This window comes from Paenibacillus sp. FSL H8-0457 (assembly GCF_038051935.1).
Lineage (GTDB): Bacteria > Bacillota > Bacilli > Paenibacillales > Paenibacillaceae > Paenibacillus_AQ > Paenibacillus_AQ lautus_A.
In genome coordinates, this window is record NZ_CP150293.1 from 2,023,932 (window position 1) to 2,041,124 (window position 17,193).

Here is a 17,193-nt window from a genome sequence, read left to right on the forward strand (position 1 = left end):
AGACAGATGAGCCAAGGACAACATAGCCAAGTGGACGGAGACGAGCGTTATTCCACGCTGCTGAACAACAGCAATGCCGTCCGCGCAGTTACGTCCGCCGTAGAAGGCACGCTTGGCCCCAAGGGGCTCGACGTCATGCTGGTTGGCCCGCGCGGCGAAGTGGTCATCACCAATGACGGAGTGACGATTCTGGACAAAATGGATGTCACCCATCCCGCCGCGCGCCTTCTGATTCAGGTGGCTCGGGCGCAGCAGGAGAAAATCGGCGACGGCACCACAACGGCAACCGTGCTCGCGGGCGCCCTCGTGCAGGAAGGGGTATCCCGCATCACGCGCGGGGTGCCCGCTTCCAAGGTGGTTGAGGGCCTGCGCCAGGGAGTCGAGAAGTCGATGCAGCTCTTGTCGAAGCGTGTCCGGCTGATCGGCGGATTGGATGATCCGCTGCTGGAACGGACGGTGCATGTCGCCGGCCGTGAACGGAAGGACATCGTGGAGCTGGTTATGCAAGCCGCGCGCAAAGCCGGAATCGGCCGTCTGCAGGATCCTTCCTACTCGCTCGCAGACAGTATAATTGCGCTGGAGAATGCCGAGAATGAAGTGTTCGAGGGGGTTCTGCTCCGGCAGCGGCCGATCTTCGCCAGGGAGTCCAAGTCCTACGACGATGCCAGAGTGCTGGTGCTGTATGATTCCCTGGAGCCCGACGACATCGACGAAGAGGCGCTTACAACCGAAGCCGGATTCGCGCAGTATATGGATCTGCGAAAAGTGTTCGCGTCGGATTTGGACAGATTGTCCGAACTATCCGTAAAACTCATCCTCCTCGAAAAGGGCATTCATCCGGATGCGGAGCAGTTTTGCCTGGATCACGGGATGATGGTGGTACCGCGCGTATCGCGTGCGGATCTCCGCAAGGTAAGCGACATGACGGGAGCTACACCGATACGCCGCAAGGCGTTACATAAAGACTCGAAAGAGCTTGCGGCCCTTCTGGGTCATACCCCGCGCGTCGCTTATGATGAAGGCATCGAAAAAATCCGCCTGTCCTGCGGCAGCAAGGACCGCATTGTGACGGTGATCGTCGGGGCAAGCACTTCGGAAGTGGTAGGGGAGGCCGCCAGGATTGCGGGCGATGCCGCTTCGGCACTGCAGGCTGCCGTATCCGGCGGGGTGCTTCCAGGCGGCGGGACAAGCGAACTGGCCGTGTCTTATGAACTGGAACGGATCCGGGAAGCCCAGAAAGGCATGGAAGCCTTCGGCATGGAGGCAGTTTCCGCCGCGCTGCGAAAGCCGATGTCGCAGATTCTTCTGAACGCAGGTTATAATCCGCTTGAGAAGATGGAGGAGGTTCGAGCCGCACAAATCCGAGCCGACTCCGACTGCATGGGGATTGACTGCGACAGCGGGCGGGTTGTCGACTATGAAGAGCTGGGCGTGCTGGATCCGGCCCCGGTCAAACTTCACGGCCTGCGGGCAGCCGGCGAGGTTGCGGCTGCCGTGCTGCGGATTCATCATGTGATCAAGATGAAGGAAATAGGCGAATAACGCTAAGATAGATGAGTTATAGACCGTCTGGTTTAGAATATGAAGGAGGTGAAGGCGTCTTGAATAATGAGCACAAGGATGCCGTTCAAGATACAGTTACAGAAGAAACGATCGAAGAAACTTTGGAAAACACGCCAAACACGGGTGAGAGCGGGTCTTCGGAGGAGGCCGTTAATCCCGAGCAGGAGATTCCCGTAACGGAATCGGCTGATGAAGCCGCAGGTTCGGCCGAGCTTGAGAAGCTTCAGGCCGAGCTGCAGGAGCAGCAGCAGCGTACCCTGCGGGTGCAGGCGGATTTCGATAATTTCCGCCGCCGCACGCAGAAAGAGAAAGAGGATCTGGGCAAATATGCTTCCTCCAAACTGATTACGGAGCTTCTGCCCGTCATCGACAACTTTGAGCGTGCCCTCCAGGCATCCGAGGAGAACCCGGAATTTGAATCCTTCTCCAAGGGCGTCAGCATGATCTTCCGTCAATTGGAATCCGTTCTTGCTACCGAAGGCTTGAGCGCAATGAAGAGTGTGGGCGAGCCGTTCAATCCGGAGTACCACCAAGCGATCATGCAGGTGGAGAGCGATGAGTACGAGGAAGGCATCGTGGTTGAGGAAGTGCAGAAAGGGTACATGTTAAAAGATAAAGTGTTGAGACCTGCCATGGTTAAAGTGAGCATGTAAACGACTTTCGATAGTCGTTTATCATATAAAAATGATGAATGTCATGCGGGGATTCGCATGAATGAATAAGGAGGAAAATTTTACATGAGCAAAGTTATTGGTATCGACTTAGGAACAACCAACTCCTGCGTAGCCGTCATGGAGGGTGGGGAAGCGGTAGTTATCCCGAATCCGGAGGGTGCCCGCACAACCCCGTCGGTTGTCGGATTTAAGAAAGACGGCGAGCGCATCGTTGGGGATACAGCTAAACGCCAAGCGATCACCAACCCGGATCGCACGATCATCTCCATTAAGCGCCATATGGGCACGAATCACAAAGAATCCATCGACGGCAAAGACTACACGCCGCAAGAAATCTCCGCCATCATTCTGCAGAAGCTGAAGTCCGATGCGGAAGCATACCTGGGCCAGCCTGTAACTCAGGCAGTTATCACGGTACCCGCATACTTTAATGACAGCCAGCGTCAGGCAACCAAGGATGCCGGCAAAATCGCGGGCCTTGAAGTTCTGCGTATCGTCAACGAGCCGACGGCTGCGGCATTAGCTTACGGCATGGAGAAATCCGAAGACCAAACCATCCTGGTATATGACCTTGGCGGCGGTACATTCGACGTTTCCATTCTGGAACTGGGCGACGGCTTCTTCGAAGTAAAAGCAACCAGCGGGGACAACCAACTGGGCGGCGACGACTTCGACCAAGTGATCATTGACTACCTGGTAGCCGAATTCAAGAAAGAGCAAGGCATCGATCTGAGCAAAGACAAAGCAGCCGTTCAACGTCTGAAAGACGCAGCGGAAAAAGCGAAAAAGGAATTGTCCGGAGTACTGACAACAACGATCTCGCTGCCGTTCATCACGGTTGCAGACGGCGTTCCTCAGCACCTTGAGATCAACCTGACTCGCGCCAAATTCGAAGAATTGTCCGCTTCCCTTGTAGAGCGTACGCTTGGACCGACTCGTCAAGCGCTCAGCGATGCAGGCTTGACAGCGAACGATATTCATAAAATCGTCCTTGTCGGCGGTTCCACTCGTATTCCTGCCGTGCAGGAAGCGATCAAAAAATTGACGGGCAAAGAGCCTCATAAAGGCGTAAACCCGGACGAAGTGGTTGCGCTTGGAGCAGCGGTTCAAGCCGGCGTATTGACCGGTGACGTTAAAGACGTCGTATTGCTCGACGTGACCCCGCTGTCCCTCGGTATCGAAACCGCAGGCGGCGTATTCACCAAAATGATCGACCGCAACACGACGATTCCTACAAGCAAATCCCAAGTGTTCTCCACTTATGCGGATAACCAGCCGAGCGTGGAAATTCACGTGCTGCAAGGCGAGCGCGAAATGGCAGCCGGCAACAAAACGCTGGGACGCTTCATGCTCGGAGACATTCCTCCTGCACCGCGCGGCGTTCCGCAAATCGAAGTTACCTTCGATATCGATGCCAACGGGATCGTAAACGTGTCGGCAACGGATAAAGGTACCGGCAAGAGCCAGAAGATCACCATCACGTCCTCCAGCGGCCTGAGCGACGCTGAAGTTGAACAAATGATGAAAGACGCTGAGCTTCATGCCGAAGAAGACCGTAAACGCAAAGAGCTGGTGGAGGCTCGCAACAATGCCGACCAACTCGTGTACACGACCGAGAAAACACTCAAGGACCTGGGCGACAAAGTCGATGCTTCCGAAGTGGAAAAAGCAAACGAAGCGAAAGACAAAGTGAAGAAGGCGCTTGAATCCGATAACCTGGAAGAGATTAACGCTTCGGTAGAGGAGCTTACTCAAATCGTACAGCAGCTGTCCGTGAAGCTGTATGAGCAAGCGGCACAAGAACAACAAGGTGCTGAAGGTGCCGAGTCCGGCGCTCCTAAGAAAGACAACGTCGTGGATGCAGATTACGAGGTTGTTGACGAAGATAAAAACAAAGGTTAATCTGAATAGATTGTATGGGAAGGTCAAAGCTGCGCATCTTCGCACTTTGGCTTTCCTTATGTAAAGAGTAATAAAGAGATTGGGGTGAAACCGTGGCTGATAAGCGTGATTATTATGAGGTGCTCGGTGTCGGCAAGGATGCATCGGACGATGAGATCAAGAAGGCGTACCGCAAAATGGCCCGCCAGTATCATCCGGACGTGAACAAAGCGGCGGACGCGGAAGCCAAATTCAAGGAAGTGAAAGAGGCTTACGATGTATTGAGCGATGGTCAGAAGCGTGCGCGTTATGACCAGTACGGTCATATAGATCCGAACCAAGGCATGGGCGGAGGCGGTTTCTCCGGTGATTTCGGCGGTTTTGGAGATATATTCGATATGTTCTTTGGCGGCAATGGACGCCGTGATCCGAACGCGCCTCAGCGGGGGAACGATCTGCAATACACGATGACGGTTGAATTCAAGGAAGCCGTATTCGGCAAGGAAACGGACATTACCATTCCGAGAACGGAGACATGCGATACATGTCACGGCTCAGGAGCGAAGCCGGGCACGCAGCCGCATACCTGCTCGGTGTGTAACGGAAGCGGGCAGCAGGAGGTCGTGCAAAATACGCCGTTTGGACGTATGGTGAACCGCCGCGCCTGCTCGAACTGTAACGGAACCGGAAAGATCATTAAAGACCGCTGTTCGACTTGTAACGGCAACGGCAAGGTGAAGAAACAGCGCAAGATTCATGTTCGTGTACCTGCAGGCGTGGATGACGGAGCTCAGCTGCGCATGACGGGCGAAGGCGAAGGCGGATTCCGCGGCGGTCCGGCCGGCGACCTGTATATCGTAATCCGCGTGAAGCCGCATGACTTCTTTGAACGCGAAGGGGACGACATTTATTGCGAAGTGCCGCTTACCTTTGCCCAAGCGGCGCTTGGCGACGAGATCGAGATTCCGACGCTCACCGAGAAAGTGAAGTTGAAGATTCCGGCCGGCACGCAGACGGGAACTTTCTTCCGCTTGAAAGGCAAAGGGGTGCCACGGCTGCGCGGTATGGGACAGGGTGACCAGCATGTCAAGGTTGTGGTCATTACGCCTAGCAAGCTCAGCGATGAACAGAAAGAGCTGCTTCGTCAATTCGCTTCGCTTGATGGCGAACAGACCCATGAACAGGAACAGTCCTTTTTTGACCGTGTAAAAAAAGCTTTCCGCGGTGATTAATCCACGATAGGGGTAATTCCCTCATAGCATAGCAAATAGCAAAAAGCAAAAAGCAGCAGGCTCTAAAGGTTTCCCTACCTTTGGCCTGCTGCTTTTTGGTTTGGGGCAGAAGAAGCAGCAGGGATATCCCACTGCTTTACAGGTTCGTATCGCTCAAGAATAAAAGGTTTGACAATGAAGCAACCTAGGATAGTTCCATCTCGGAAGATGCAATCTTGAATAGGAAATGCAGGTGAATGAAGTGGCAGAGAAAAACATTTTGGCCTATTTCAAAAGTCCGGAAGAAGCCCGGCATGCGGCCCGCAAATTGCAGTCGCTGCGCGTTGCCGATATGTCCATCGACCGGTTTAGCGCCGATCCCGGCGGGGAGCTCAACAATCCGATGAATCCGTTGACAGGCAACATCGCAAGCTTAACAACGATGACCTTAAATGCGGATATTTCGGGGCCGGGGGCCGGAATTCTCGGAGCTGCGGACCCATCGGCCAGCGGGATGAGCACCGGTGGTGAGGATGGAACCGAAGGCCGGGATATTTTGCTGACGGTTGTACTGGACGAAAGCGTCTTCCCGCAAGCCATGCGGTTAATCGAAGAATCCGGCGGCATGATTTAAGGTTCCAGGCACCGCTCTGAGTGTTGATATCGGAAAGGAGAATAACACCCATGATGAGACGCGTAAAAAAAGGGAAGATCTCGAGCAAAACCGAGAAGATGATTGCGCTGCAGTCCGCCAAGGCGGAGGATGTTGAGTTTTCGGCTATGGAAGCCGATCACGATGATGTGGAAGCGCTGCGTCGAAGCGAGGCAGCAGATGAACGCCAATTGAAGAAAATTTTGGATGAAACCAGTAAAAATGTAGATTAATCGCTACCGATGTGGAATGTGGAAAAGCCCGCTTGCCTTCTTTTAATGAGGTTGCAGCAGGGCTTTTTTGAATTTGATGAATGTCTTTGAAAAGTTATCATGGTATTTTAGTGCAAACTTTGTATCCGGGGTCCTCAATATAGTACAATGATACTTACGTATGAATGAGGAGGAACTATTGCACATGTTATGGCGTGAATTAACGATACATACCACGGAGGAAGCCGTGGAGATGATTACGAATTTCCTGCATGAAGCGGGAGCCGGAGGCGTTTCGATCGAGGAGTCCGGTACTACGAACAAAAAGCGGGACACCTCTCTGGGACAGTGGTTTGACGAGATCGTTCCGTTTAACGATATTCCTGAAGGTCAGGCCGTCATCAAAGGTTACTTCGACGAGACGGTGACGCTGGAAGCGATCCTCGATGAAATAACGCCGCGCGTCAACGAGCTGAAGGAATTCGGTATCGAAACGGGCGAAGTGCGGTATGAGATGAAGACGGTGGACGAGAATGATTGGGCTACGGCCTGGAAGCAGTATTTCAAACCGATCCGCGTCTCCGACAGGCTGACCATCAAACCGACGTGGGAAGAGTACACCCCGGAATCAGAGCACGAGTCCATCATCGAGCTGGACCCGGGCATGGCCTTCGGCACAGGAACGCATCCGACGACTTCGTTATGCTTGCGTACATTGGAGATGGTGATCAAGGGCGGAGAGGAAGTCATCGATGTCGGGACAGGCTCAGGCATTCTCTCCATCGGCGCAGCGCATCTGGGCGCTTCACGAATTCTGGCTCTCGACCTGGATCCGGTCGCGGTATCCAGCGCGACGGAGAACACCCGCCTTAACGGCCTGGAAGACCGGATTACGGTGAAGGAAAGCGACCTGCTCTCCGTACTCACGGATTCGTCCGATGACTCGGATCTGGGCGTGACGCTGCCGGTACAAATCGTGGTGGCAAACATCTTGGCCGAGGTCATTCTGCTGTTCGTGGACGACGTATACCAGGCTCTTCAACCGGGAGGGGCTTATATCGCTTCGGGCATTTACAAGAACAAGGAAGAGATCGTGGAGAAGGCTTTGATTGCTTCCGGTTTCGAAATTGCGGATATTTGCCGCGAGGATGATTGGGTTGCATTCGTGGCGAGGAAGAACTGATTATGGATTTTTTGGACCAACTGCTATTTTACCCGTTGGAGCAGCTTCCTTTTTACCTGATTGCTTTGATCATCGCATTTACCGTGCATGAGTTCTCGCATGCCTATTTTGCCAATAAATTCGGAGACCCGACGGCCAAGCTGCTGGGCAGGGTCACGCTGAATCCGGCGGTGCATTTCGATTTTCTGGGGATTCTTCTCCTGCTGATTGCAGGTTTCGGCTGGGCACGGCCGGTGCCGGTCAATCGAGAGAATTTTAGCAACCCCCGCCGCATGAGCATCATTGTTGCGGCGGTCGGTCCGCTTAGCAATCTGGTGCTGGGCTTAGTGGGGGCACTTGTTTACGCTATCCTCTATCAAACAGGGGTTATTCCTCCGGAGGGAATTACTAAAACGGATCAAGCGGTGCATTTATTTTTTAATATATTTATATTGCTCAATTTCTTTTTATGCCTGTTCAATCTGATACCATTGCCTCCGCTGGACGGTTATAGAGTTCTAGAGAATGCGCTCCCTCCACGGATAAGTGCGAAGATTCAGAAGTTTGAGCAATGGTCGATTCTTGTATTCTTGTTGATCATACTGTTGCCCGTATTTCAGAATTATACGATCAAACCTCTTTATGATGCGGCGTATGCACTGTCTTCCGAAATTTTGGACATGTTCATTATGATGACCGGCGGTTACCGGCTCTGATTTACTCTGGTCAGTTTGCGTGAAAAGTTGTATGATGGGGTTTGGCGATTTTTGAGTTAGGTGAGGTTAGAGATGCAGCGATATTTTGTGACTCCCGCGCAATTCGAGGGAGACCGTGTTGAGATTACGGGCGACGATGCCCGTCATATTGCCAAGGTCATGCGAGGCAGGCTTGGCGATAAATTGATCGTGAGCGACGGGGTATCCCGCGAGGCCTTGATGGAGATTGAGCGCATCGATGCAGGCAGCGTGTTTGCCGTTGTGATTGAACCCATGGAGATGTCGCAGGAACCGCTTCTGCAAGTGAGCATTGCCCAGAGTCTGCCGAAAGGCGACAAGATGGAGACCGTCATCCAAAAGTGCACCGAGATCGGCGCGGTGTCCTTTGTTCCCTTCCTGTCGGAAAGAACGATCGTTCAGTACGATGCGAAAAAGGAAGGGAAGCGGCTGGAGCGCTGGCGCAAAATCGCGAAGGAGGCGGCTGAACAGGCGCATCGCAACCGGATACCGTCTGTTGAACAGCCTCTGACGTGGAAGAATCTGCTTGCAGCGTTTTCCGGTTATGATGCCGTATATTTTTGTTATGAAAAAGAGCAGGGTTCCCAGCTGAGGGACGTGCTGAAGCCTTTTGCAGAGCAGGCGCTGCGTGAATCGGCCAAGCCTGCCAGCTTGCTGCTGGTCGTTGGACCCGAGGGCGGCTTTACGGAAGAGGAATGCCGAGCGGCCGAAGCTGCGGGAGCCGTAGCCGTGGGACTCGGAAGGCGGATCCTTCGCTGCGAGACCGCCGGCATGACGGCGCTGGCCTGCGCACTATACGAATCTGGAGAAATGGGGGGCGTTTGAACATGCCATCCGTAGCGTTTTATACGTTGGGTTGCAAAGTCAATTTTTACGATACCGAGGCCATCTGGCAATACTTCAAGAATGAAGGCTACGACCAGGTGGACTTCGAACAAACCGCAGATGTTTATTTGATTAACACCTGCCACGTTACCAACACAGGGGATAAGAAGAGCCGCCAGATGATCCGGCGCGCGGTTCGCCGAAATCCCGAGGCGATCGTGGCCGTAACGGGCTGTTATGCCCAAACCTCGCCGGCCGAAATTCTGGATATCCCGGGCGTGGATCTCGTCATCGGGAACCAGGATCGCGAGAAAATCATGGATTTCATTCATGACATCGAAAAGACGCGCCAGCCGATTAACGCCGTGCGTAATATCATGAAGACCCGGGTATTCGAGGAAATGGACGTACCGGATTTCGCGGAACGTACTCGCGCATTTCTGAAAATTCAGGACGGATGCAACAACTTCTGCACGTTCTGCATCATCCCTTGGTCCCGCGGTTTGTCGCGAAGCCGTGATCCGAAGAGCATCATCAAGCAGGCGCATCAGCTGGTCGGAGCGGGTTATAAGGAAATCGTGCTGACCGGTATCCACACCGGCGGATATGGGGATGATCTCGAGGATTACAGATTGTCCGATTTGCTGTGGGACCTTGATCGGGTTGACGGTTTGGAACGGATCCGCATCAGCTCCATTGAAGCAAGCCAGATCGATGAGAAGATGCTGGACGTGCTGAACCGCTCCAGTAAAATGTGCCGCCATCTTCACATTCCGCTCCAAGCGGGGGATGATACGGTACTGAAACGGATGCGCCGTAAATATACGACCGAAGAATTCTATAACAAGATGGGCCTGATTCGTCAAGCGATGCCGGATGTGGGCATTACGACGGACGTCATCGTCGGCTTCCCTGGCGAAACGGATGAGATGTTCCGGAACGGATATGACCTGATGAAGGCGATTCAATTTTCGGAAATGCATGTATTCCCGTATTCGAAGCGTACCGGCACGCCGGCGGCACGAATGGAGGATCAGGTGGACGAGGAAGTGAAGAATGCGCGTGTGCACGATCTGATCGACTTGTCGGAGCAGCTTCAGCTGGCTTATGCCGAGCGTTTCGTGGGCCAGATTCTGAACGTGATACCGGAGCGCGAATACAAGGGTGCTCCCAAAGGCGGTAAAATGCAGGGTTACAGCGACAACTACCTGCAGCTTGTATTCAACGGATCGCCTGATCTCGAAGGCAAGCTGTGCCGCGTAAAAGTAACCAAAGCCGGTGTAAATGAATGCGAGGGCGAACTCCTCAGCGTCATGGATCATGGATTAAAGGCAGCTGCCCAGTAATATTCCATAGCGGCCATACCAGACAAGGATTTCATTTCCTGGCTACCGGAAGTGGAGTCCTTGTTGTACATGAAGGAGGAACAGGACATGGCATATACACAAATTTCCGCGGGCGGCGTTGTATACCGTTATTATGAAGGGGCGCTTCAGATCCAACTCATCTTGGACCGTTATGGAAAAACCTCGCTTCCCAAAGGCAAGATGGAAGCCGGTGAAACCGTCGAGCAGACGGCTCTCCGAGAAATACGCGAGGAGACAGGTATAGTCGGATCCATCACTTCTCCAGTGGACATTATTGCATATAAATACCATCATCCCGAATTCGGCCAGGTCGACAAGGAAGTTCACTACTACCTCGTTAAGGCAGAAGGAGGCATCCTAAAACCCCAAATCGAGGAAATCAACGGGGTGGACTGGTTCGAGCCTCTTGCCGCATGGAGGAAGCAGCGGAGCAACGGGTACAATAACAACGATATCATCCTGCGTAAAGCGCTGATGCTGCTTGAAGTCGCTATTCCGGCGGATGAAGATATGAAATTTTAGGACGGCAACCGCTTGTTCCAGAAAGGCAGATAGCAAAGAGGAAGCGCGATCAGCGAGCATGCGATGTTAAACAGGGTTTGCGCATGGGCGATTTGCCCGGCCGGATCTGCGGCTAACCATCCGGATACGGCGGTTAATCCCGCTGTGAACGGAATAAAGAGCAGGACTCCGCCGATATTAAGCCCCAAATGGGACCAAGCCACGAATCGTCCGGCGCGGCTGCTGCCAATCGCTGCGATGAGCGCCGTCACGCAGGTGCCGACATTGGAGCCCAGCACGATCGCGACGCCGATCTCGGGAGGCAGCGCTCCGCTGGCGGCGAGCCCCATAGCCATGGCGATGACCGCGGCGCTGCTGTGCATCAAAGCCGTCAGGATCGCACCGGCTGCAATGCCCCAGAGGACGCTTTGCGAGGCGTGGTCAAGGAACCATTGGAACAACCCGAGGCTTTGAAGGGTCGGCCCAATGGATTGCATGATTTGTATCGCGAGCAGCACCAGTGAAAATCCGGCGACAGCGAGGCATAAAAATTGGCTGCGGATCAACTGGTTTTTTAACTTGTCGTGACTCGCAGGTACGCGTTCGCTGACAAGAACGGCCCCGACCCACAGCATCAGCGAGAGGACAAGCAGTGGCATGGCGGCTTGTCCGATCTGCAGGCTGATGAGTTCGGTCGTTACCGTCGTGCCGATGTTCGTGCCGAGAATAACGCCCAAGGTACCGGACAGGCTTAACAATCCGGCATTGGCAAAGCCTATCGCCAGCACGGTTACGGCGGTGCTGCTCTGCAGCAGGGCCGTAACCGCCGTGCTGGCAACCATGCCTTTCAGGGGCGTGGATGTCGCTTTGTGGAGCCACTTATGCAAGAGCGGTCCGGCCCAGCGCTGGAGGGCGACCTCCATGACCTTCATGCCGAACAGAAACAGGACAAGACCATAACAGACGGGAAACCAGAGCGTGGATAGCATGATGTTCTCCTTTTTGTAAAATAAGGTGGGAGCGGAGTTTCCAGCAAAGCCGAAAGTCATCGGTCATCGCAAGAAAACGATCTCTTCACTCGGTCGGGTAACTGTGAAAGCACGTCGGTCGACGTTTTTCTTAATTACGTATATGACCCTTGGCGGACATGCATACCTATTGCAATAAACCAGGGGATAATTTTAAGGAGTGAAATACAGTGCCATCGGTTATTTTGGAGCGCAGTCGAAAAAAGAGACTGGAGCAGGGGCACCCTTGGGTGTATAAAAGCGAGATTGCTTCTGTCGAGGGCGAGCCCGAGCCGGGCGATATCGTATCGGTGTTCAATCATCAAGGCCGTTTTCTTGCCTCCGGGTATTACAATCCGCAATCACAAATCACCGTGCGCACCGTTTCGTATGAACCGGTCGAAGCGATGGACAAGGCTTTTTTCGCAGCCAGATTTGAGGAATGCCTGAAACACCGGGAGCGGTTTATCGGAGACGAGAATGCTTACCGGCTGGTATATGGCGAGGCTGATTTTCTGCCGGGACTGATCGTGGACCGTTTTGCCGACGTGCTGGTCGTGCAGCTACTGACGCTGGGCATGGATCGATGCCGTGCGGACATCGTGGAGGCGCTTGTCGAAGTGGTACAGCCGAAAGGAATTTACGAGCGCAGCGACGTTTCCATCCGGGAACTGGAAGGGCTGGAACAGCGCAAGGGAACTCTTTACGGGGAGTGTCCCCGCCACGTCGTCGTGACGGAGAACGGCTTGAAGATCAAAGTGGATATCGAAGAGGGTCAGAAGACCGGATATTTCTTTGATCAGCGGGAGAACCGGGCATCCATCAAACCGTTAATGACCGGTTGGGGAAGCCGCAGCGGGATTACGCTTCAGGCCGTGGAGCGGGACGGTGAGACGAAGACCCTGCCGGTAAACAAAAGCGGAAAAGAAGTTACGTTCCCGTATTGGGACGGCGCAACGGTGCTGGAATGCTTTTCGCATACGGGCAGCTTCACGCTGCATGCATGCAAATACGGCGCCAAGAAAGTCACCTGCCTCGACATATCGGAGCATGCCATCGAAAGTGCCAAAGAGAACGTGGAATTGAACGGATTCCAGGATCGCGTGGAATTTGTGGTGGATGACGCCTTCCAATATTTGCGCAGCCAGGTAAAGGGTTTGGAAGAGCGCGAGCTACGTGCCCAAGGGGACCAGAAAGTGGATACCTCGAAACCGTTGACCGCGGGCGGAGGGCGATCCTGGGACGTGGTCATTCTGGACCCGCCGGCGTTTGCCAAAACCAGGTCGGCCGTCAAGGGGGCTTGCCGCGGGTACAAGGATATCAACCTCCACGGCATGAAGCTGGTCAACGAGGGCGGATATCTGGTTACGGCAAGCTGCTCGTACCATATGCGGCCGGATTTGTTCCTGGAGACGATCCAGGATGCGGCGAAGGATGCCGGCAAAATTCTGAGATTGGTGGAATGGCGTGCGGCCGGCAAGGACCATCCGCAAATTCTTGGGGTCGACGAGGGACATTATTTGAAATTCGCCGTCTTTGAAGTGCGCAGCAAATCAAAACTGTAAACACCCCAGCTTGGCGGTTCATATAGAGGATCTTGCAATGGTGGATAACCACGATGGCAGGGTCCTTTTTCATATGTCCGAAATCGTTGGGAATGGGAATGAAATCCAAACGTATGTTCCACCAATCAGGACTTATGTTATACTAGTAATCAGCATCTTTTTTGATAGAGCCGAACCATCACGCAAGATTTGACATACATTTTTGATCTTGAACTACTAGATTCAAAGGGCATGATTTCACCGGGTCAGCAGCTGGTTTTGAAGGTGAATGAGTCTCTTTCGGCAAGATGTAAAGGAGGCATAGCATGAGCGTTCAATTTGTTATCGGCAGGTCGGGCAGCGGCAAGAGCACGTCGATCCGCCAAGAGATGATCGAACGGTTGGAGCATAATCCCAAGGGGGATCCGATGATCTTGATCGTTCCGGAGCAAGGCTCCTATGAAGCGGAGCACGCGCTCGTCAATGCGGGAGGCATTCGCGGCATGATGCGCGCGCAGGTGCTTAGCTTCCGCCGTCTGGCTTACCGCGTCATGCAGGAAACCGGCGGAGCCGCGAAAGTGGCGATCAGCGAGGAAGGCAAGCGGATGCTGCTGTATAAAATTCTGCGGAGGCGCAAGGAAGAGCTCCACATGTTCGGCGCCTCGGGAGAGCAGCATGGCTTTGTCGGCAAGCTGAGCGAGCTGTACACGGAAATGAAGCGCTATTGCATTGACGCCTCATGCGTGGAGGAGCAGCTGGGACAGATGGTATCCGGCTCCGGGAATTCACCGATGCTGCGGCGGAAGCTGGAGGACATCGTAACGGTCTTTCGCGATTTCGAGGTTGAAATTTCACGGTTTTACATGGATGAGGAAGACACGCTGGCCTCATTGGCTGAGGGTGTGACCGAATCGGAATATATCAAGCGTGCCGACATCTGGATCGACGGCTTCCACGGCTTTACGCCGCAGGAGTTCCGGGTGCTGCGGGAGATCATCGCACACGCCAAGCGAGTGACGATCGCGCTGACGCTGGACAAGCCTTACAGGAACGGGACGGTTCCGCATGAGCTGGATCTCTTTCATCCTACTGCGGTGACGTACATAAAGCTCAAAGGGATTATCGATGAGATCGGGCTGGAAGCGGAGCACCGCATTCTTCATCCCGATGTTCTGCCGCGGTTTCAGGAATCTCCCATGCTTGCCCACCTTGAGCGCGGTTATGATCGGAAGAGACGCTGGGCGGAACCGGATGAAGGCCTGGACACAGCGAGCAGTCCAAACCGCGGGAGGAAAGGTCTGCTTTTACACGCTGCCAGCCATCGCCGGGCCGAAATCGAAGGAGCTCTGCGCGAAATGCTGCGGCTGGCACAGGAGGAAGGGGCAAGATACCGCGAAATGGCTGTTTTTGTCCGGAATATGGGGGACTATGAGCATCTGATGGGTCCTTTGTTCAGAGAATACGGCGTTCCTTATTTTCTCGATCAGAAGCGGAGCGAGCTTCACCATCCGCTGGTCGAGTTCATTCGCTCAGCGCTTGATGTCGTCGGACGCCGGTGGCGTTATGAGGACGTATTCCGCTGCGTGAAGACGGATCTGCTGCTGCCGCTGGACGGTTCGCTTACCCGTGAGGACATGGACCGTCTGGAGAACCATGTGCTGGCTTCCGGAATCCAGGGCACGCGCTGGACGGACGGCGGTCCCTGGAAGGGAGTTCCAAGCCTTTCTTTAGAAGATGGGGAAAGCGAGATCCGCAATCAGGACGGCATGGCGGCGATCGAGTACGCCAGGAAGGTGATAACGGAACCGCTGCATGCGTTCGAGAAGCGGATGAAAAAGGCTGCGAGTGCGATGGATCAGAGCACCGCTGTCTATCGGCTGCTGGAGGAGTGCGCTGTGCCCGAGAAGCTGGAGCTGTTAAGCCGGGCTGCACTGGATGCCGGGCGTCCTGAGGAAGCCCGGGAACATCGCCAGGTATGGGGAGCCGTGCTCGGCCTGCTCGACCAAATCGTCGAGATGATGGGCGCGGAGAAGCTAAGCACCGAATTGTTTACCGGCGTGCTGGGTACGGGACTTACGGAAATGAAAATGGCTCTTGTGCCTCCGTCTCTGGACCAGGTGCTCATCGGCAGCATGGACCGGACGCGGACGGGCGGGGTGAAATATGCTTTCCTTCTCGGCATTAACGACGGCGTGCTCCCGGCCCAGTTCCAGGATGACGGCATCCTGACGGAGCCGGATCGGGTTCATCTTGAAGACCGCGGGCTGGAGCTTGCCCCGAGCATATCCCGAAGACTGCTGGATGAACGGTTTCTGATCTATAATGCGCTGACTTCGGCCAGCAAACAGCTGTGGGTCAGCTACCCTGCAGCGGATGATGAAGGCAAGCCGTTACTGCCATCCGAGGTGGTGCGGCATCTGAAGCTGATGTTCCAGCTGGAAGAGGAGCCTTTGTTTCCAAGACCGCATGCCGGGCAATCGGCCCTTGAGCAGGAGGGTTATGCGGTCCGTCCAGACAAGACGCTTGCTTATTTAGCGGGCCGGCTTCGCGACTGGAGGAATGGGGAGGAGATCCCGGATTTGTGGTGGCATGTTTACAACTGGTATGCGGAGCAGCCGGGTTTGCGGCCCCGCCTCACGACCATGCTCTCCTCCTTGTCTTACCGGAATGAAGCTCGGCCTCTCAAGCTGGAAACCAGCAGACAGTTGTACGGAACGAAGCTGCGGACAAGCGTATCCCGGATGGAGCGCTTTGTTGCCTGCCCGTTCTCCCATTTTGCCTCCCATGGGTTGAAGCTGAGAGAGCGGCAGCTGTACAGGCTTCAGGCTCCCGACATCGGACAGCTGTTCCATGCTGCTTTGAGCAGCATGGCCGTCAAGTTCCAATCGCAGCATCGAAGCTGGGGAGACCTGACCGCTGAGGAATGCCTGCGCGAAGCGGAAGCGACCGTGGATCGGCTCGCACCGATGCTGCAGGGTGAAATCCTGCTCAGCTCCAAGCGGTACGGCTATATTTCGCGAAAGCTTAAAAACATCGTGGGCCGAGCGTCGGTCATATTGGGAGAGCAGGCGAGGCGCGGCAAATTCGAGCCGATCGGCCTTGAGCTTGATTTCGGTCCCGGAAAGCCGCTGCCTCCCCTGGCGTTTGAATTGCCGAACGGGACCAAGATGGAGATTGTCGGGCGCATAGACCGGGTCGACATGGCCCGAGGCGAGCATGGCATCATGCTTCGGGTCATCGATTATAAATCGAGCCAGAAGGATCTGCGGCTGCATGAGGTCTATTACGGCCTATCCCTGCAGATGCTGACCTATCTGGACGTGCTGCTGACGTTTGCGGAGGAATGGCTCGGCGAGCAGGCCCTGCCTGCGGGAACCTTGTACTTCCACGTGCATGATCCGGTATTGCAGTCCGCCAACGGCATGACGCCGGAGCAGGCGGCAGAGGAGCTGCTCAAGCGCTACAAAATGAAAGGTCTGCTCCTGGCAGACCGCGAAGCGGTGTCCCTCATGGATTCGTTCCTTGAAAAAGGGCACTCTGCCATCCTGCCCGTCGCCGTCAAAACGGACGGCAGCTTCTACAGCAGCGCGGCCGTGGCAACGCCTGACCAGTGGGAGACCCTGTTGTCCGCCGTGCGGGAGAACATGCTGAACATCGGCTCCCGCATCACAGGCGGCGATGTCGCGATTAAACCGTATCGGATACAGCAGGAGACCGCCTGCACGTTCTGTTCTTTCCGGCCCGTATGTCAGTTCGACGACGCGATTGAGGGCAGCGAATACCAGCTGCTGGGCAAACCGGGCAAAGATCAGGTGTGGGATATGCTTGGACATCCGAAGGGAGGAGAGAGCCGGTGAGAG

General features: G+C 54.6%; 14 protein-coding genes. 13 read left to right on the forward strand and 1 reads right to left on the reverse strand.

Features of this window, described 5'->3' with window-relative positions; translation table 11 throughout:
* The first annotated feature begins 6 nt into the window (after positions 1-6).
* The 11 genes from MHI43_RS08735 (at position 7) to MHI43_RS08785 (ending at position 10,803) form a co-directional block, all read left to right on the forward strand.
* Positions 7-1,542 carry a TCP-1/cpn60 chaperonin family protein gene (locus MHI43_RS08735; protein ID WP_036666085.1) on the forward strand — a complete coding sequence of 512 codons (1,536 nt, stop codon included), beginning with the start codon at positions 7-9 and terminating at the stop codon, positions 1,540-1,542.
* A gap of 59 nt (positions 1,543-1,601) precedes the next feature.
* Positions 1,602-2,216, forward strand: a complete 615-nt coding sequence (gene grpE / locus MHI43_RS08740; protein WP_009590786.1) for a nucleotide exchange factor GrpE — start codon at positions 1,602-1,604, stop codon at positions 2,214-2,216.
* An 84-nt stretch (positions 2,217-2,300) separates the two neighbouring features.
* Entirely contained in the window at positions 2,301-4,139 is a 1,839-nt protein-coding gene (gene dnaK, locus MHI43_RS08745; RefSeq protein ID WP_009590812.1) for a molecular chaperone DnaK, read from the forward strand.
* A gap of 92 nt (positions 4,140-4,231) precedes the next feature.
* Positions 4,232-5,350 (forward strand): molecular chaperone DnaJ, encoded by a 1,119-nt coding sequence (dnaJ, locus tag MHI43_RS08750; protein ID WP_009590783.1) that lies wholly within the window; start codon positions 4,232-4,234, stop codon positions 5,348-5,350.
* 241 nt (positions 5,351-5,591) lie between these two features.
* Positions 5,592-5,963, forward strand: coding sequence for a hypothetical protein (locus tag MHI43_RS08755; protein WP_036666185.1), 372 nt, complete (start codon positions 5,592-5,594; stop codon positions 5,961-5,963).
* A 50-nt stretch (positions 5,964-6,013) separates the two neighbouring features.
* Entirely contained in the window at positions 6,014-6,214 is a 201-nt protein-coding gene (locus MHI43_RS08760) for a YfhD family protein (protein ID WP_009590798.1), read from the forward strand.
* Between the two features lie 184 nt (positions 6,215-6,398).
* Positions 6,399-7,376, forward strand: coding sequence for a 50S ribosomal protein L11 methyltransferase (gene prmA / locus MHI43_RS08765; RefSeq protein WP_015734183.1), 978 nt, complete (start codon positions 6,399-6,401; stop codon positions 7,374-7,376).
* 2 nt (positions 7,377-7,378) lie between these two features.
* Positions 7,379-8,071, forward strand: a complete 693-nt coding sequence (locus MHI43_RS08770; protein WP_015734184.1) for a site-2 protease family protein — start codon at positions 7,379-7,381, stop codon at positions 8,069-8,071.
* Positions 8,072-8,143: 72 nt separating this feature from the next.
* Positions 8,144-8,914, forward strand: a complete 771-nt coding sequence (locus MHI43_RS08775) for a 16S rRNA (uracil(1498)-N(3))-methyltransferase (RefSeq protein WP_015734185.1) — start codon at positions 8,144-8,146, stop codon at positions 8,912-8,914.
* Positions 8,915-8,916: 2 nt separating this feature from the next.
* Positions 8,917-10,260 (forward strand): tRNA (N(6)-L-threonylcarbamoyladenosine(37)-C(2))-methylthiotransferase MtaB, encoded by a 1,344-nt coding sequence (gene mtaB / locus MHI43_RS08780; RefSeq protein WP_015734186.1) that lies wholly within the window; start codon positions 8,917-8,919, stop codon positions 10,258-10,260.
* An 87-nt stretch (positions 10,261-10,347) separates the two neighbouring features.
* Positions 10,348-10,803 carry an NUDIX domain-containing protein gene (locus tag MHI43_RS08785; RefSeq protein ID WP_015734187.1) on the forward strand — a complete coding sequence of 152 codons (456 nt, stop codon included), beginning with the start codon at positions 10,348-10,350 and terminating at the stop codon, positions 10,801-10,803.
* Here MHI43_RS08785 and MHI43_RS08790 read toward each other — a convergent pair.
* Entirely contained in the window at positions 10,800-11,771 is a 972-nt protein-coding gene (locus tag MHI43_RS08790) for a Na/Pi symporter (RefSeq protein WP_015734188.1), read from the reverse strand. The two genes, MHI43_RS08785 and MHI43_RS08790, sit on opposite strands and share 4 nt — an antisense overlap.
* 209 nt (positions 11,772-11,980) lie before the next feature.
* Between MHI43_RS08790 and MHI43_RS08795 the strand changes: the two genes are divergently transcribed.
* Positions 11,981-13,354, forward strand: coding sequence for a class I SAM-dependent rRNA methyltransferase (locus MHI43_RS08795; protein ID WP_036666082.1), 1,374 nt, complete (start codon positions 11,981-11,983; stop codon positions 13,352-13,354).
* Positions 13,355-13,659: 305 nt separating this feature from the next.
* Positions 13,660-17,190, forward strand: coding sequence for a helicase-exonuclease AddAB subunit AddB (addB, locus tag MHI43_RS08800; RefSeq protein WP_036666079.1), 3,531 nt, complete (start codon positions 13,660-13,662; stop codon positions 17,188-17,190).
* The last annotated feature ends 3 nt before the right edge of the window (positions 17,191-17,193 follow it).

Bases quoted from the DNA above. Each gene is read 5' to 3' on its own strand.
- dnaK (WP_009590812.1), top strand. From the start codon at position 2,301: ATGAGCAAAGTTATTGGTATCGACTTAGGAACAACCAACTCCTGCGTA.
- MHI43_RS08760 (WP_009590798.1), top strand. From the start codon at position 6,014: ATGATGAGACGCGTAAAAAAAGGGAAGATCTCGAGCAAAACCGAGAAG.
- mtaB (WP_015734186.1), top strand. From the start codon at position 8,917: ATGCCATCCGTAGCGTTTTATACGTTGGGTTGCAAAGTCAATTTTTAC.
- MHI43_RS08790 (WP_015734188.1), bottom strand. From the start codon at position 11,771: ATGCTATCCACGCTCTGGTTTCCCGTCTGTTATGGTCTTGTCCTGTTT.
- MHI43_RS08785 (WP_015734187.1), top strand. From the start codon at position 10,348: ATGGCATATACACAAATTTCCGCGGGCGGCGTTGTATACCGTTATTAT.
- prmA (WP_015734183.1), top strand. From the start codon at position 6,399: ATGTTATGGCGTGAATTAACGATACATACCACGGAGGAAGCCGTGGAG.
- MHI43_RS08775 (WP_015734185.1), top strand. From the start codon at position 8,144: ATGCAGCGATATTTTGTGACTCCCGCGCAATTCGAGGGAGACCGTGTT.
- MHI43_RS08770 (WP_015734184.1), top strand. From the start codon at position 7,379: ATGGATTTTTTGGACCAACTGCTATTTTACCCGTTGGAGCAGCTTCCT.
- MHI43_RS08735 (WP_036666085.1), top strand. From the start codon at position 7: ATGAGCCAAGGACAACATAGCCAAGTGGACGGAGACGAGCGTTATTCC.
- addB (WP_036666079.1), top strand. From the start codon at position 13,660: ATGAGCGTTCAATTTGTTATCGGCAGGTCGGGCAGCGGCAAGAGCACG.